Source organism: Enteractinococcus helveticum (assembly GCF_001657475.1).
Classification (GTDB): domain Bacteria; phylum Actinomycetota; class Actinomycetes; order Actinomycetales; family Micrococcaceae; genus Yaniella; species Yaniella helvetica.
On the sequence record NZ_LXEY01000020.1, the window covers coordinates 90,840 to 106,501 of the forward strand.

Consider the following 15,662-nt stretch of genomic DNA (forward strand, 5'->3'; position numbering starts at 1 on the left):
AAGTCTTCTTTCTTAAGTCTTGTGCTTGGGCTGCTTACTGGTTGAAGCAGAAGCTTGGCGAGTTGTCTAACAAGTTGCCTGCCGCATCGGTCATACATGGTTCGAAGGTGAAGATCACCAGGGTACCGAGCACGACGATGGCGATGGACGCCAGGTACAGCACAACTTTGAAGGCAACACGGGTGCTGTCTTTTTTGGTGTAGTCATCAATGATCGTAGCGACACCAATGGTGCCGTGGATCATTGCCAGCCACAGCATGACCAGGTCCCAGATCTGCCAGAGCGGGGACGCCCACTTACCGGCGACCAGCCCGAAGTTCAGACCGTGCACGCCGTCACCAATCATCAGGTTGGTGAACAGGTGCGTGAAGATCAAGACCAACAAAATTGGTCCAGAGATGCGCATGAACAGCCACTTGAACATTTCCCAGTTCGAGCTGGATGACGCAGATTGACGGATGTATTTAGGATCGATGTCGCCAGACCGTGGTGCGGCGATATTGATCTGCTGTTGTGTAGTCATGTGCGTTAACCTCCCAGGACCAGCATCATGTGGCGAATGAAGAAACCGCCAAACACGACGACCCAGAGAATCATGACGGTCCAGAACATGTGGCGGTGGTACTTGGTGCCCTTCTTCCAGAAGTCGACCAGTACGATACGGATGCCGTTAAATGCGTGGTAGATTACCGCGGCTACGAGTCCGGATTCACCAAGCGCCATGTACCAGTTTTTATAGGTACCGATCACGGCGTCGTAGGCTTCGGGCGAGACGCGGACCAGCGCAGTATCCAGCACATGGACCAATAGAAATAAGAAAATCACCACACCGGTGATTCGGTGGCCAACCCAAGACCACATACCTTCTTTTCCGCGATACAGCGTTCCTCTGCCGGATTTGGATTCGGCAGGAGGCGACTGCTGCGCGGTTGTCGCAGTAGACACTATGAAACCTCCAAAAGCACGCAGGATTGGCGCCTAGACCTGATTGAGTCTCGCGTTCAGCGCCGGTGCGAGTTGCGTCCTATAGCTATAGGCTAATACTAACCAGCCAAAGAATCGTTATTACGACATTTTAGACCGGGCCGTTGGTAACTTCAGCTAGTTGTCAGAGATGTGCAATACAGTAGTTCGGGTGAACCAACAGCAGTTTTCATCATCTCATACTCCCGGGTTAGACCGTTTTTGGGCGGTGATCCCCGCCGGTGGTGTCGGGACCCGACTGTGGCCATTATCACGTGCCGCGGCGCCAAAATTTCTTCACGACCTGACCGGTTCGGGCCAGACATTGATCCGTGCGACCTATGATCGGTTGCAGCCACTGGCCGGTGAGAAGGTCATTGTGGTGACCGGTGAGGCCCACCATGAAGCCGTGTGTGCCCAATTATCCGATGTGGCACAGGAAAACTTCCTATTTGAACCCGAACCAAAAGACTCAGCCGCAGCTATTGGACTGGCCGCCGCCGTATTGTTGGAACGCGATCCCGAGGCGATCATGGGCTCCTTTGCTGCAGACCAGGTCATCGGGCCCGACGACGTCTTCCGTACCGCCGTGGCCGAAGCGATCGCCACTGCCGCAACCAATAAGATCGTGACAATCGGGATCAAACCAACGTACCCATCGACCGGATTTGGGTACATCCAACAGGGTGACAAGCTGGACGTCGACGGCGCGCCCACGGCCTATCAGGTCGTGAAATTTGTTGAAAAACCCGAAGCTGACGTCGCCAAACGCTATATCGAAGCAGGTAATTTCTTCTGGAATGCTGGCATGTTCGTGGCCCCCGTCAAGCTGTTGTTAGAGCATCTGGAAGCTAACGAGCCAGAACTGCATGCGGGCGTAACCAAGATCGCCAAGGCTATTGTGTCTGGAGATGCCAATGAGGTCATGGCCGATGTCTGGCACCAGTTGCCCAAGACCGCCATCGACTATGCGGTGGCTGAACCGGCAGCTCAGGCCGGTGACGTGGCGGTGATCCCGGGTGACTTTACCTGGGACGATGTCGGTGACTTTGCCGCGATTGCCCGGCTGAATCCTGCCGCTGATGATTCCGGGGTGACCGTCATTGGCGAGACGCCGCGCGTATACTCTGATGCAGCCAATGGTGTCGTCGTCACCGATACATCGCGAGTCATTGCGTTGATCGGCGTCGAAGATATTGTGGTGGTAGATACGCCGGATGCGCTGTTAGTGACGACGACGAAACATGCGCAGTCGGTCAAACAGGCCGTGGAATCCATCAAGGCACACGGGGACGATGATGTGCTGTGAGTAAGACACCCCCAAAACTTGTTCATTCTGATCAACAACCCGTCCGAGACGACCCGGGACTGCCCCGGATCGCACCTGCGGTTGAGGAAGTTTTAGCTGAAGCGATCTCGCTGCGGCGCGACATCCACCAGCACCCGGAATTGTCGTTCCGAGAATTTCGCACCACCGATCAGATTATTGCTGCCCTTCAGCGCCACGGGTTGAAGCCTCACCGGTTAGAATCCACTGGCGCGTGGGTCGATATCGGCTCCGGCCCCATAGTGCTGGGCATCCGGGCCGATATTGATGCGCTTCCGGTCAAAGAAGAAACCGGGCTCCCGTACGCTTCGGTACATGATGGTATTGCTCACGCCTGTGGTCACGATATCCACACCGCGGTCTGTCTGGGCACGGCCATTACGCTGCACCGGTTGCTGACGCGCCAGACGACGGTGCCGGTGGATCATCTGGATCTGACCGGGCGTATTCGCGTGATCTTCCAACCCGCCGAAGAAAAAATCCCCGGTGGCTCGTTGGAAATCATTCGTCAGGGGGTCCTGCAAGACGTTCCCCGGATCATCGCGCTGCACGCCGATCCGAGCTTCAACGTGGGCACGATCGGCACCCGCATTGGGGCCATCACCTCGGCCACCGACACCATTCGGGTGACCCTGACCGGTCGCGGCGGCCACACCTCGCGCCCGCAACAAACCCAGGATGTGGTCTACGCGCTAGCCCAAATCGCCGCCCAGGTCCCGGCCATTTTGGAGCGTCGCATTGACGTGCGCTCCGGCGCCCAGCTGACCTGGGGACACATTCAAGCCGGCCATGCTCCCAACGCGATTCCGGCGACCGGTCAATTGGCCGGCACCCTGCGCACCTTGGACGTCGACGCCTGGGATTCGGCATCGGAGTTACTCGATGAGGTCATCGGCCACGTCGCCGCACCCTACGGCGTGAAAGTGCATCTGGAACACATCCGCGGTGTGCCGCCCGTGGTCAATAACGAACCCGAAATGGACCTCATTGAGGACGCGACCCGTTTTGAACTGGGCTCCCGGACCATCGAATTGGCCAGCCAGTCGATGGGTGGCGAGGACTTTGCCTGGATGACCAAGCAGGTTCCTGGGGCAATGTTCCGCCTGGGCACCCGCACTCCATCGGGCCCCACGTACGACCTCCACCAGGGTGACTACAACCCGGATGAACGCGCGATCGGCGTTGGCATGCAAATCTTCACCCAGGCCGCACTGCGAGCCCTCGTGGGAGCCGCCTGATGTCGGTTTTCGAACAATTACACACTGCAGCAACCCGCGTGTTGCCGCGCGCCTATGCGCCGTATTCGCACCATCCGGTCGCGGTGGCAGCCATGGATGATCAGGGCGCCGTCCACACGGGCGTCAATATCGAAAACGCCTCATATGGCCTGACCCAGTGCGCCGAGGTTGCCATGATCTCGGCCTGGCGCATGTCCGCCGGTGCCACGCTGACCCACCTGGTGTGCCTCAATGGCCACGGCGACTACATCACCCCGTGCGGGCGGTGCCGTCAGGTACTGTTTGAACACGCCCCGGGTGACCTCGTCATTGCCATCCCCGACGGTTCGATCACCCTGACCCAGCTGCTGCCACATGCCTTTGGCCCGGACAACCTGCAGGACTAGCTCATGTTTACCGCCGTCGACATCATCACTACCAAACGCAATGGTCATGCCCTGACCTCCGAGCAGATCACCTGGATGGTCAACGCCTACACTGCCGGTGAGGTATCGGATGAACAATTCGCCGCGCTGGCCATGGCGATTTATTTCCAGGGCCTCAATGATAACGAAATTTTTGCCCTGACCACCGCGATGCTCAACTCCGGGGTCACCCTGAATTTCTCCGACCTGGGCAAACCCACCGCAGATAAACACTCCACCGGGGGAGTCGGCGACAAAATTACCCTGCCCCTGACACCGTTAGTGGCATCCTTCGGCGTGGCCGTGCCGCAACTTTCAGGTCGGGGCCTGGGCCACACCGGTGGCACCCTGGACAAACTAGAATCCATCCCCGGATTCACCGTGGATCTCACCGAAGCCCACATCCGCAACCAACTGCGCACCGTTGGCGGCGTGATCTGTGCTGCCACCGGGCAACTGGCTCCGGCCGATAAGAAAATCTATGCGCTGCGCGACGTCACCGCAACCGTCGACTCCATGCCGCTGATCGCTTCATCGATCATGTCCAAGAAACTGGCGGAAGGCACCGACACCCTGGTACTTGATGTCAAAACCGGCACCGGCGCGTTCATGCAGGATCAGGACGCCGCCCGCCAACTGGCTGAAAAAATGGTGTGGTTGGGCAAGGAATATGGGGTTGCCACCACCGCGGTGCTCACGCGCATGGACACCCCGCTGGGCTCTACCGTGGGCAACGCGATCGAAGTCGAAGAAACCTTGGAAGTCCTAGCCGGTGGGGGACCCGACGACGTCGTAGAACTGACGCTCACCCTGGCACAGCACATGCTGGCCGGTGCAGGTATCGACGCGGATCCCGCCGAACACCTGGCCAACGGCAAAGCCATGGACGCCTGGCGCGCCATGGTTGCTGCCCAGTTTGGCGATCCAGATGCGCCCCTACCCACCGCACCGCATGAACACACCGTGGTCGCACCCGAAACCGGCGTGCTGACCCGCATGGATGCCCGCGCCGTGGGCGAGGCCGCCTGGCGCCTGGGCGCCGGCCGTCAATTCCAGGGCCAACCGGTCCAGGCCACCGCCGGAATCCGGCTGCATGCAAAACCCGGAGACCGCATCACTACTGGTCAACCCCTGATGACGCTCTACACTGAGACTGAAGACCGGATCCCAGCTGCGCAAGAACTGCTGGAATCTGCACTGGAAGTGGCCGAAACATTTCGCACCCCTGATTTGATCATCGACGTCATTGACTAACCCACCGTAGGATCGCAGACTTGTTGGACTTTCTCGAAGAGCTCATCCTGCAGGCCGCCGGAGCCTGGTGGATGCCGCTGGCCGTCTTCTTGTTCAGTCTTGTTGACGGGTTTTTTCCGATTGTCCCATCCGAATCCATCCTCGTTGCACTGGCCTCAATCTCTGATCAACGCCCGGGCATCAGCCTGGTTACCCTGTTTTTCGCAGGCTGGTTCGGGGCCTTCATCGGCGACCAAATCGCCTACTGGCTGGGCCGCACCATCGGCGTCACCCGGTTCCGCTGGATGCGCACCCGCTCGGTGGTCCGGGCGATTGGCGGGGTCAAACAAACCCTGCGCCACTCCGGGGCGCTCGTCGTCATCACCGCCCGCCACATCCCCGGCGGACGCGTAGCCGTGAACTTCATCGCCGGCGCCACCCACATGAAGGTGGCCAAGTTTATGATCTTAGACTTCATCTCTGCCGCCATCTGGGCGGCCTATTCCCTGGCCATTGGGTACTTCACCTCGGGCTGGTTAGACAACACCATCCTGCAAATTGGTCTCGCGTTAGTCTTCGCGGCAATCCTGGGGTGGATCATCGACCGGGGGATCAAAAGATTTATGCGCAACCGCATGGACAAACATCTTGATCAAGATGCCGACAACACTGAAACTAGCCTAGACTCGGACTCGTGATGAAACAGGAATCCACTGACAACACCCCAGCCCTTGGACCAGAAGACGACTTGAACCTGGACCCGTTTGCCCTCGATCTGGCCGGCCTACCAAAAGTCTCGCTGCATGACCACCTCGACGGCGGCCTGCGGGTCGAAACCGTGTGGGAACTGGCCCAAGCCATCGGCCACGAACTGCCAGCCGATACCGAAGAGGCCCTGGCCGACTGGTTTGCAGCCGCAGCCAACGCCGGCTCACTGCCCAAATACCTGGAAATGTTTGACCACACCACGGCCGTGATGCAAACCGCGCAGGCCCTGGAACGCATTGCCTATGAATTTGCCATGGACCTTGCCGAGGACGGCGTGGTCTACGGCGAAGTCCGGTGGGCTCCTGAACAACACACCCGCAACGGGTTGAGCCTGGATGAAACCGTCGACGCCGTAACCGCCGGGTTGGAAAAAGCCATGCAGGAACTCGACGGCGGACTCCAAGTCCACCAGATCCTGTGCGCGATGCGCCAGAACTCGAAAGAAAACGCACAAGAAATCGCCGAGCTGACCCACCGCCACCGTCCCAAGGGCTCGGTCGTGGCCTTCGACATCGCCGGACCAGAACACGGCTTCCCGGCCACCCGATTTGCCGAGGTCTTTGCCTGGCTCGATGAACGCTTCGTGCCCATCACCATCCACGCGGGTGAAGCCGACGGCCTGGACTCCATCGCCGCAGCCCTAACCTCCGGACGGGCCCTGCGCATTGGCCACGGAGTGAATATGGTCCAAGACCTATCCAACGTGGAACTCGACGATAACCAGGAGATCATGGTCTGGGGCGATGTTGCCAACCGCACGCTGTACAACAACACCGTGCTGGAACTGTGCCCAACCTCCAATATCCAAACCGCCGCCGTAACACCAGGCCCCGTAGACGCGCCACTGCAGAACCACCCGTTCGATCTGCTTTACCGCTCTGGCTTCGCCGTCACCGTGAATCCGGACAACCGCCTGATCTCCGGGGTCAGCCTCACTGATGAGCTCTACACCCTGGCCGCAACCTACGGCTACACCATGATCGACCTGCTGGAATTCCAGCTCAACGCCGTCAAAGGTGCCTTCCAAACCGAATACGCCCGCGATCAACTGCGCGAATTCATCGAATTCTCCTGGATGGACGTCATCGCCGGCGTGCACGATCAAGACGACCCAGACGCGCCCGTCTTCTTCGTAGAAATTGAAGACGACGAAGACGACAAGGAATAACCCCTCAACCATGGCAGACACCGGCCTGCAACGCCTCGTGTGGATCACCGCCCAATTACGCAAATATTGCCCCTGGACCCAGACCCTGACCCACCACCAGCTGACCGAATACCTCATCGAGGAAGCGTATGAGGCCGTTGAAGTCATTGAGTCCGTGCCGGCCAACGACTGGGAGAACGTCGCTGCGGATAACGGCACCTATGAAGAGTTCCGCAAAGAACTCGGCGATGTGCTGTTTCAGGTGACCCTGCATTCGGCAATTGCCGAACAGGCCGGTGCGTTTACTGTCGACGATGTCGCCGATGCGATCAGCCAGAAGATGCTGCGACGTAATCCCCATGTTTTCGATGCTGACGGACAACTTCTGCCCCAGGACCGACTCGGCAACGTCACCGTGGACGACGTTGAAAAGACCTGGGAACAGATCAAACAAGCCGAAAAAGGTGACGACCCGTCGGTCGAGGATGCCGCACGGTCATCGATCTTCGATCTCCCACCCGGTCTACCGGCGCTTGCAGCTGCGGCAAAAATCGTTGATCGTGCCGGACGGCAGCCAGTCGACCCGTTCGGGAAGAAACCTGCCAGCTCCCACGTAACAGTCAATGTGGTCGACGAAGATATCGGCGCGCAGCTTTTTGAACTTGTTCGCACGGCGCGCGCTAACGGGGTCGATCTAGAAGCGGCACTGCGTCAGTATCTGTCACGGTTACAGTAAGGTCTTCAGGAGGTCATCACCAACACGGTTCATTGCGGATCACCGTCGAAGCGATCAGGCAATTATGGATACTCAGACTGCCATGGCATACGGTAGTATCCGTGAACCCGCTCCGACGTCCTGCATGACACGCAGCACCTCACCACCATCATTTCGCAGCCCAACAAGAGGAAGTTCCCGCTTCATGACCGAGACCATCACGCAAAATAAGCCAACGCCGGCATTTATTGGTGCCTCATGGTTGGCACTCATCATCGGGGTCGCAACCTATTTGATCGGCTTGTTCAACTCTGCAATGGAGCTCAATGAGATGGGCTACTATTTCACGGTGCTCATGCTTGGGCTTTACGGGGCGATTTCGTTGCAGAAAACAGTCCGTGACCGGGCCGACGGCATCCCCACTACCAACCTGTACTACGGCATCACCTGGTTTGTGCTCATCGTTGCTATCTCGCTATTGGTTATCGGTCTGTGGAATGCCGGCAGTATCGAAACCATTGAAAAAGGTTTCTACGCACTGGGCTTCGTATTGAGCTTGTTCGCTGTCGTCGCCGTGCAGAAAAATGTTCGCGACCTAGCGGGTTTTAAAGGTACAGAGGACGACGAGGAAGACCTGGAGTACGGTACGCCGCCGAATCCGCCACTGTGATCCGGGCTGAGGATCAGGGCTATCACAGATAATTGCCAGCAATAGTCTCGATGGCATCATGGACGAGGACTTGTGGATTGACGCGTTGACTATCAGGTCGTGCTGAAAGTCGATGAAGATGGAACGATTGCAGCAGCTGTCACGGAAATCGAAGTCAATGAGGTGTCTGAGCCGGTGTTCAGCGAGACGCTTGAGATGCACGCAGACCGGCACTTTGTGCTGCGGATCGTGCATACTGATACGGCTTGGCCACTCTTCTTGGCTGCCATCGCTGATCCTCGATAATCCCCAGAACACGACATTTAAATCTACTAGCACCGTCATTTAAATCTACTAGCACCGTCGGGAGCTGTCGAACAATTAATTGCCGTGATTGTAGCCAAGGGTATCGGCCAGGAGCTCCGCAATGAAGTCGACATTGGTCTGTTTACGGTAACTCTGCATTCGCGATGCTGCGAAGACCGCTGATTGCCGAGTTGCTTTCAGAAAGCAACTCGGCAATTTTTACCAGCGGCGAAGTGGGATCCCAACTATTTGCACGAGTACGCGGCGCCGTTGGGATCGGATTCAACGCGGATCTGCGACAGTACAATAGCCAGCTCGGCTAGCCGAGTGCGCGCTAGTGACGAGTGGTTGCTTTGCGAGCCTGCCATCGGCGCTGACCCACCAGGACCCCAGTTCCAGCTAAGAACAGGAGTATTCCAATTCCTGCGAGGATTCCCGCACCGTTACTTCCGGTGTCGGCTAAAGAAGCTTCAGCCGCAGTAGAAGTTTTGGTGGCTGCAGCAGGCTGAATATCCGTTTCAGCTGTCGGAGTGCTCGCTGGAGGGGTCGCTTGGCTGTTATTCGAAGCTAGCCCTTCTTCCTGCAAGATCGCCATTAACTCTTCAAACAGCGCGTCGAATAGCGATAGCAATTCCTCCATCTGTGCTTCATCAAGATCTTGCAAGAGGAACGCCAAGAATTCATCCAAGAACGCTTCACCCTCTGGGGTCAGCAGGAAAGCTTCCCATTGGGCCTCATCCCAATTCTCGCTTCCTTCAGGGAAGATAGCTTCAAGCTGTGCCAAATAGGCCTCAAGCTCAGCCCAGTAAGCTTCCCACTCCTCATCGTCCCACTCTTCGGCGCCTTCAGGGAATAGCGTTTCGAGCAGTTCGTCGACTTCGTCTAGGTAGGCTTGGCCTGCTGGAGTCTCAAAGAAAGCCTCCCATTGTGCGTCGTCCCAATTCTCGCTGCCCTCGGGAGCTAATCCATCAATGAGTGCCCAGAGTTCGTCCTCGTCCAGGACAGCAAGCTCTTGACTGAGGGGTTCAAGATCGCCAGGCTCTGAAAATCGTTCCGAGACCAACGGCCCTTGCTTGAAGGGGGTGATGTCCGTGGGATCCGATCCTGGATCGGGGGTCGAAGAAGGGCTTGTATCCTCTCGCGGCGTGCTACGTTCCGTAGATGCCTGCTCTGGGTGCTCTACTGTTGAACGGTCAACGATGTTGTCTTCGTCAGACACCGAGGCAGATACCTGAGCCTCTGGGATCTGTGGGTTTGAAGACTGAGCATTTTCAACAACGGGCACTGAAGACGAAGATGTCTCCGAAGGCGCTGGATCAAGTGTTGGGGTAGCCACCGCAGGTGTTGCACAGAATAACAATCCCACAGTAACGGCGGATACTACCGGAATTCGATAAGTCGCTTTCACTTATAGTCCTACTTCTTCGAGGCGCAGTCGCGTTGCATATCGGCTGATATTTTATGATGTCTGGACTGCGGAGATGATATGAGCATGACTAATCTTAGATGTATCGTGCCTCGTCAGCTAGAGTTCGCTACCCTGGAGCCTGTTCGATGGCAACCCTCTTTGACCCGACCTCAAGGCAGACGGCTTCGTTTCGCCCAAGTTTGCACTCGGGTCGGTCGTGGTTAATAGTCAGATGGTAATTCCTGATGTAGACAGGGCAGACAAAGCTAAACGTGGGGCGCATCATAGGCGACATTAGCTCTGGTAGACACTGTCAATCGATACACTAGGGCTTGACGTATGTCAGGGACACCCATACCGGTGACCATAAATCTTTCCAAGGAGATTGCACTCATGGCCTTTATTGACGCCATTCATGCTCGTGAAATTCTGGACTCCCGCGGCAACCCAACCGTTGAAGTTGAAGTGCTGCTCACCGACGGCTCACTGGGGCGCGCAGCTGTCCCATCTGGTGCTTCAACCGGTGAATTTGAAGCCGTAGAACGCCGCGATGGCGACAAAGACCGCTACCTGGGCAAAGGCGTTCTGGACGCTGTTGAATCCGTCAACACCATGATCGCCGACGCGCTATTCGGCACCGACGCCACCTCCCAGCGCGACGTCGACCAGGTTCTCCTTGACTTGGACGGCACCGAAAACAAATCCAGCATCGGCGCAAACGCCCTGCTGGGTGTCTCGATGGCCGTGGCCAACGCTGCCGCTGCCTCGACTGACCAGCCACTGTTCAAATACCTCGGCGGTGCCAACGCACACGTGTTGCCAGTGCCGATGATGAACATCCTCAATGGTGGCGCACACGCCGACACCAACGTTGACATCCAAGAATTCATGGTCCTGCCTATCGGTGCAGCATCATTCTCCGAAGCACTGCGCTGGGGCACCGAGGTCTACCACAGCCTCAAAGCCGTACTGCAGGAAAAAGGTTTGGGCACCGGCCTGGGTGACGAAGGTGGCTTCGCCCCTGACTTGGAATCCAACCGTCAAGCACTCGAAGTCATCGTTGAAGCCATCGAAAAGGCTGGCTACACCGTGGGCGACCAGATCGCCCTAGGCCTTGATGTTGCCTCATCAGAGTTCTACAACGACGGCGCATACACCTTTGAAGGCGAACAGCGCGACGCTGCCGCCATGATCGACTACTACGCCAAATTGGTCGAAGACTTCCCAATCATCTCGATCGAAGATCCACTGGATGAACAAGACTGGACCGGCTGGACCGAACTGACCGCCAAACTCGGCGATACAGTACAGCTGGTTGGCGATGACCTCTACGTCACCAACGTTGAACGTCTGCAGCGCGGTATCGACGAAAAAGCCGGTAACTCGGTGCTGGTCAAGGTCAACCAGATCGGTACCATGACCGAAACCTTCGAAACCATTCGTCTGGCACAGTCCAACACATTTGCTTGTGTTATCTCGCACCGCTCCGGTGAAACCGAAGACACCTTCATCGCAGACCTGGCCGTGGCCACCAACGCCGGCCAGATCAAGACGGGTGCACCAGCACGCTCGGACCGTGTTGCCAAATATAACCAGTTGCTACGTATCGAAGAAGAACTGCACGATGCCGCCCGCTACGCCGGCGCTTCAGCATTCCCTCGTCTAGCACGCTAACGCGCTAAGCTACTCAACACCGCGGCCGGGGCGCATTCCGGTCGCGGTGTTGACGTGTCAAGACCGCGTAACAAACTGGGTATTGGCTGATAAAGCGTGCCGCCACGGGGCGATGCAGCGCTGTCCCAACGCCTAGGCTATTACACTAGATAAATTACAAGCCGCGCTATGGGAGGTGACCAGGTGCCAAAGAAACCACGCATGCCAAGCAGTGGGCAACCCGCCAAGCCAAAAGAGCCAGAGCAGCTCGAGCCCGAAGATGACGCGATCATCACTGACGACCCGGCACCTGTCACCAAGATCAACCGTCGCAAAGCCACCGGGGAACAACCGGGCAAACATCAGGCTGAGCCGGAGGTTGCGCAAGAAACCCCAGCACCGGCTCCGCGATCGAAGATGCGTGAGCGCCTGTGGGCTGGAGCCAAGCAGGCCACCAAGAAATCCACGAAGCGATCTGCCAAACAGATTGATTCGAATATTTGGGATCGTGCCGATCGAGCGACGTCGTTTGAAAATACCCCGGAACCGGCCCGCCAGTTTTCTGGCCGCACGGTCGCGCTGCTGACAGTCCTTTTTATTGCGGCCCTCATTATGGCGCAGCCGTTGCAGCTGTTATTGGAACAACAAAACGACATCACGCAGGCCCAACAGCAGCTGGCCCAAGAACAACAGCGCCAGCAAGACCTCGAAACCCAAATAGAGCGTTGGGAAGACCCAGCCTATGTCCAACAACAGGCTCGTGAACGCTTTAACATGGTCATGCCCGGAGAACGAAAATACCTCGTCATTGACGACGAGACAGAAGCTACAGAACCAGAACCCAACGTCGCCACGATCGATGAAGACATCGAGATGGGCTGGGCCGACCGCCTGTGGGGTTCGGTACTCACCTCAGGTCAGGAATAAGGAACAACGTGACCAACCAACACCAACCAACCGCTGACGATCTTGATACGCTGTCGCGCCAACTGGGCCGCCCGGTTCGCGATGTCGTTGAAATCGGAGCCCGCTGTGTCTGCGGCAACCCATTGGTCGCCACCACCGCGCCGAGGCTGAGTAACGGCATTCCGTTTCCGACCACGTTCTATCTGACCCACCCGCATGCCACCGCTGCCGCATCGCGATTAGAGAATGCCGGCGTGATGGAAGACATGACCCAACGCCTGAATAACGACGCCGAACTGGCGGCTGCCTACCGCAAGGCTCACGAACAGTACTTGAGTGCGCGTGCCCGCATTGGCGAAATCTCCGGCGTCGGACCTGTTCCAGAGATCGACGGCGTCACCGCCGGGGGCATGCCCGAACGCGTCAAATGTATTCACGTACTGGTAGGACACTCCCTGGCCGAAGGCCCCGGAGCCAACCCACTGGGCGATGAGGCACTGGCGTTGATGCGTCATGACTTTGATCCAACCGTATGCCGATGCGAAGGCGCCTGGGACACCGAGGGCGAAGCGCCCCAAAAGGACCTGTCCCGCCACACCCGTCGACTGCGCCGAGCCGGGCGTACCAACCCCATTCAGTACGAAGAGTCCGGTGCGGGACCGGTTGCTGCAATCGATGCCGGCACCAACTCGGTTCGCTTGCTGATTGCCAAAATGACCGAGAACGGCATGCAAGAACTGCACCGCGACATGCGCATCGTCCGCTTGGGTCAGGGTGTTGATGAGACCGGAGAATTCGCACCCGAAGCCCTTGAACGCACCTTTGCGGCCGTGTACGAATACGCCAAAGAAATTACCCGCTATGGCGCTTATCCAACGCGTTTCATTGCGACCTCAGCCTCGCGCGATGTGTCGAACCGCGACGCGTTTGTCACCGGCATTCGCCAGCGCTTGCACGTCACCCCGGAGGTCGTTTCCGGTGAGGTTGAAGCCGAACTAACCTTCTCCGGTGCCGTCTCAGCACTGGATACCTCCCGTTGGGATCGGCCAGTCAAGGTCGCCGTCGTTGATCTGGGCGGCGGTTCCACTGAAATTGTGATTGGCACGATCGACCCCGCCGACGGGGCCGCGACCATTACAGCACAAACGTCAATGAACGTTGGATGTGTGCGATTCCACGAACGGCACAAACTCGCCGATCCGCCCACGCAAGAACAAATCCGCGCAGCCCAGAATGACCTTGCACAGCACCTGGCCGCACTGGATCCACAAGTATTCGACCTTACCTCACTCGATGCAGTCGTTGGGGTAGCGGGCACCATCACCACCATTACCGCAGCCGCACTGGGGCTTGAAGCCTACGATTCTGAAGCAATCCACGGCACCGAACTCGACATCGACCGCATCGTGGATACCGCCAATTCGATTATTGCTGAAACCACCCAACAGCGCGCAGCCCATGGATTTATGCACGAGGGGCGTATCGACGTCATCGGTGCCGGAGCCATCATCTGGGCCCAACTGCTGCAACACATTCGACAAGCCACTAATGGTAGGGTAACCACGGCCATTACCAGCGAGAAAGACATACTGGACGGCATCGCACTGTCACTACTGAGGTAACGATGTACAAAAAGGCACTTGCCGGACTCACCGGCATTGCACTGACCGCAATCCTAGCCACCCCGGCCGCCGCAGACACGTGGCGCGACGAACAATACTGGCTCAACGATTACGGCTTCACCACCGCATGGGAAACCAGCATGGGGGAGGGCGTGACCGTTGGGATCATAGACACCGGTATTGATGCGTCCCACCAAGACCTCTCAGGCCAGGTTGTTGGCGGCTACGATGCCTCCGGATCCAGCGGGACCAACGGCACCACGCCAATGGGCCCGGACCCGAACCACGGCACCATGGTGGCCTCACTGCTTGCCGGACATGGTCACGGCGATCCTCCAGAACGTGAAGAAGACGACGAGGACGACGAGGATAAAGACAAGGATGACGACGACGCCGCTGAGGAAGAAGAAGTCGCCCCGATCGATGAATTCGGTACCGATGGCATTCTTGGCACAGCGCCAAAAGCGGAGCTGCTGTCCGTGTCCGTCCTGCTCGATGATAGTGCACCAAATGTGCCCACGGTTGATCAACAAATCGCCAATGGGATGACCTGGTTGGTCGACCAGGGGGCCGATGTGATTAACATTTCATTGGCCTCGTCTGCCCAAGACTGGCCCGAATCCTGGGACGACGCCTTTCTCTATGCTGAAGAACATGACGTCGTTGTAGTCGTTGCAGCAGGAAACCGCGCATCAGGTTCCAACGTGGTCGGCGCCCCCGCAACCATTCCCGGCGTGCTCACAGTGGCAGGCCTGGACGAGGAAGGCAATGCCTCTTGGGACGCCTCGACCGAAGGCATCACCATCGGGGTCGCGGCACCAGCTGATCCACTGATCGGTGCGCTGCCCGATGACGAATACACCACCTGGTCGGGAACCTCCGGCGCGGCACCGTTAGTGTCAGGACTGGCTGCACTGATTCGAGCTGAGCACCCAGATATGCCGGCTCACCAGGTAATTCATCGCATCTTGGAGACCGCCAAAGACACCGGTGACGCGGGCCAAGATAACCTCTATGGGCGCGGCATTATCGATGCGGCGGCAGCGGTCAGCGCTGATGTGCCAAACGTTGATGCCAACCCGATGGGCTCGATCGCCGAGTGGATCACCCTGCACCGCCGCGGCGAAATTGAAGACACCAGCAGTACCGAGGACACCCGTGAGGTGGCCGGGCCGATCGATTATCCGACGCAGCTGCCCGTGGCCGCCCAGCTCGAAGAATCACCCGCCACACTGCAAGCAACCGTGGTCATTGGCTTTGCAATTCTGCTGCTCACGGTGATCATCCTCACGGTCTTTTTCACTCGTAAACACAACCGTTGAC

Annotated in this window: 16 protein-coding genes; 13 read left to right on the forward strand and 3 right to left on the reverse strand. The window is 57.8% G+C overall.

Annotated elements, in window-relative coordinates; all coding sequences use genetic code 11:
• Window positions 1-34: 34 nt before the first annotated feature.
• Together A6F49_RS09655 and sdhC are read right to left on the reverse strand one after the other, a co-directional pair.
• Entirely contained in the window at window positions 35-523 is a 489-nt protein-coding gene (locus tag A6F49_RS09655; RefSeq protein ID WP_043057461.1) for a succinate dehydrogenase hydrophobic membrane anchor subunit, read from the reverse strand.
• Window positions 524-528: 5 nt separating this feature from the next.
• On the reverse strand, window positions 529-945 hold the full coding sequence (gene sdhC, locus A6F49_RS09660) for a succinate dehydrogenase, cytochrome b556 subunit (protein ID WP_268751190.1): 417 nt from the start codon (window positions 943-945) through the stop codon (window positions 529-531).
• A 169-nt stretch (window positions 946-1,114) separates the two neighbouring features.
• Between sdhC and A6F49_RS09665 the strand changes: the two genes are divergently transcribed.
• The 9 genes from A6F49_RS09665 (at window position 1,115) to A6F49_RS09705 (ending at window position 8,750) form a co-directional block, all read left to right on the forward strand.
• Window positions 1,115-2,272: a mannose-1-phosphate guanylyltransferase gene (locus tag A6F49_RS09665; RefSeq protein WP_043057459.1), complete on the forward strand. Its 1,158-nt coding sequence runs from the start codon at window positions 1,115-1,117 to the stop codon at window positions 2,270-2,272.
• A gap of 59 nt (window positions 2,273-2,331) precedes the next feature.
• Window positions 2,332-3,528, forward strand: coding sequence for an amidohydrolase (locus tag A6F49_RS09670; protein ID WP_043057537.1), 1,197 nt, complete (start codon window positions 2,332-2,334; stop codon window positions 3,526-3,528).
• Complete coding sequence (locus A6F49_RS09675; RefSeq protein ID WP_052504785.1) at window positions 3,528-3,914, forward strand: cytidine deaminase; 387 nt, start codon at window positions 3,528-3,530, stop codon at window positions 3,912-3,914. Before A6F49_RS09670 ends, A6F49_RS09675 begins: the two co-directional genes overlap by 1 nt.
• Before the next feature lie 3 nt (window positions 3,915-3,917).
• Window positions 3,918-5,186 carry a thymidine phosphorylase gene (locus tag A6F49_RS09680; RefSeq protein ID WP_043057457.1) on the forward strand — a complete coding sequence of 423 codons (1,269 nt, stop codon included), beginning with the start codon at window positions 3,918-3,920 and terminating at the stop codon, window positions 5,184-5,186.
• 20 nt (window positions 5,187-5,206) lie between these two features.
• Complete coding sequence (locus A6F49_RS09685) at window positions 5,207-5,863, forward strand: DedA family protein (protein ID WP_043057456.1); 657 nt, start codon at window positions 5,207-5,209, stop codon at window positions 5,861-5,863.
• Window positions 5,863-7,101: an adenosine deaminase gene (locus tag A6F49_RS09690; RefSeq protein WP_082911716.1), complete on the forward strand. Its 1,239-nt coding sequence runs from the start codon at window positions 5,863-5,865 to the stop codon at window positions 7,099-7,101. Before A6F49_RS09685 ends, A6F49_RS09690 begins: the two co-directional genes overlap by 1 nt.
• Window positions 7,102-7,111: 10 nt before the next feature.
• Window positions 7,112-7,816 (forward strand): MazG nucleotide pyrophosphohydrolase domain-containing protein, encoded by a 705-nt coding sequence (locus tag A6F49_RS09695; protein ID WP_043057455.1) that lies wholly within the window; start codon window positions 7,112-7,114, stop codon window positions 7,814-7,816.
• 184 nt (window positions 7,817-8,000) lie between these two features.
• Window positions 8,001-8,465 carry an inner membrane protein YiaA gene (gene yiaA, locus A6F49_RS09700; RefSeq protein ID WP_043057454.1) on the forward strand — a complete coding sequence of 155 codons (465 nt, stop codon included), beginning with the start codon at window positions 8,001-8,003 and terminating at the stop codon, window positions 8,463-8,465.
• A gap of 99 nt (window positions 8,466-8,564) precedes the next feature.
• Window positions 8,565-8,750, forward strand: a complete 186-nt coding sequence (locus A6F49_RS09705; protein ID WP_043057453.1) for a serpin family protein — start codon at window positions 8,565-8,567, stop codon at window positions 8,748-8,750.
• 334 nt (window positions 8,751-9,084) lie between these two features.
• On the opposite strand, the gene A6F49_RS09710 is transcribed toward A6F49_RS09705, so the two are convergent.
• Window positions 9,085-10,158: a hypothetical protein gene (locus A6F49_RS09710; RefSeq protein WP_150119449.1), complete on the reverse strand. Its 1,074-nt coding sequence runs from the start codon at window positions 10,156-10,158 to the stop codon at window positions 9,085-9,087.
• 393 nt (window positions 10,159-10,551) lie between these two features.
• Here A6F49_RS09710 and eno point away from each other — a divergent pair, with 393 nt between their 5' ends.
• The 4 genes from eno (at window position 10,552) to A6F49_RS09730 (ending at window position 15,661) form a co-directional block, all read left to right on the forward strand.
• The gene (gene eno / locus A6F49_RS09715; protein ID WP_043057451.1) at window positions 10,552-11,832 is read left to right on the forward strand and encodes a phosphopyruvate hydratase; all 1,281 of its coding nucleotides are present in this window, start codon (window positions 10,552-10,554) and stop codon (window positions 11,830-11,832) included.
• Between the two features lie 183 nt (window positions 11,833-12,015).
• Window positions 12,016-12,738: an FtsB family cell division protein gene (locus A6F49_RS17345; RefSeq protein WP_161485801.1), complete on the forward strand. Its 723-nt coding sequence runs from the start codon at window positions 12,016-12,018 to the stop codon at window positions 12,736-12,738.
• Between the two features lie 8 nt (window positions 12,739-12,746).
• On the forward strand, window positions 12,747-14,339 hold the full coding sequence (locus A6F49_RS18595) for a DUF501 domain-containing protein (protein WP_201120286.1): 1,593 nt from the start codon (window positions 12,747-12,749) through the stop codon (window positions 14,337-14,339).
• A 2-nt stretch (window positions 14,340-14,341) separates the two neighbouring features.
• Complete coding sequence (locus A6F49_RS09730; protein WP_043057450.1) at window positions 14,342-15,661, forward strand: S8 family peptidase; 1,320 nt, start codon at window positions 14,342-14,344, stop codon at window positions 15,659-15,661.
• Window position 15,662 lies beyond the last annotated feature (1 nt).

Excerpts from the sequence above, each read along its gene's own strand:
- A6F49_RS09655 (WP_043057461.1), bottom strand. The coding sequence starts at position 523 with ATGACTACACAACAGCAGATCAATATCGCCGCACCACGGTCTGGCGAC.
- A6F49_RS09665 (WP_043057459.1), top strand. The coding sequence starts at position 1,115 with ATGTGCAATACAGTAGTTCGGGTGAACCAACAGCAGTTTTCATCATCT.
- A6F49_RS09675 (WP_052504785.1), top strand. The coding sequence starts at position 3,528 with ATGTCGGTTTTCGAACAATTACACACTGCAGCAACCCGCGTGTTGCCG.
- A6F49_RS09680 (WP_043057457.1), top strand. The coding sequence starts at position 3,918 with ATGTTTACCGCCGTCGACATCATCACTACCAAACGCAATGGTCATGCC.
- A6F49_RS09690 (WP_082911716.1), top strand. The coding sequence starts at position 5,863 with ATGAAACAGGAATCCACTGACAACACCCCAGCCCTTGGACCAGAAGAC.
- A6F49_RS09695 (WP_043057455.1), top strand. The coding sequence starts at position 7,112 with ATGGCAGACACCGGCCTGCAACGCCTCGTGTGGATCACCGCCCAATTA.
- yiaA (WP_043057454.1), top strand. The coding sequence starts at position 8,001 with ATGACCGAGACCATCACGCAAAATAAGCCAACGCCGGCATTTATTGGT.
- eno (WP_043057451.1), top strand. The coding sequence starts at position 10,552 with ATGGCCTTTATTGACGCCATTCATGCTCGTGAAATTCTGGACTCCCGC.
- A6F49_RS09730 (WP_043057450.1), top strand. The coding sequence starts at position 14,342 with ATGTACAAAAAGGCACTTGCCGGACTCACCGGCATTGCACTGACCGCA.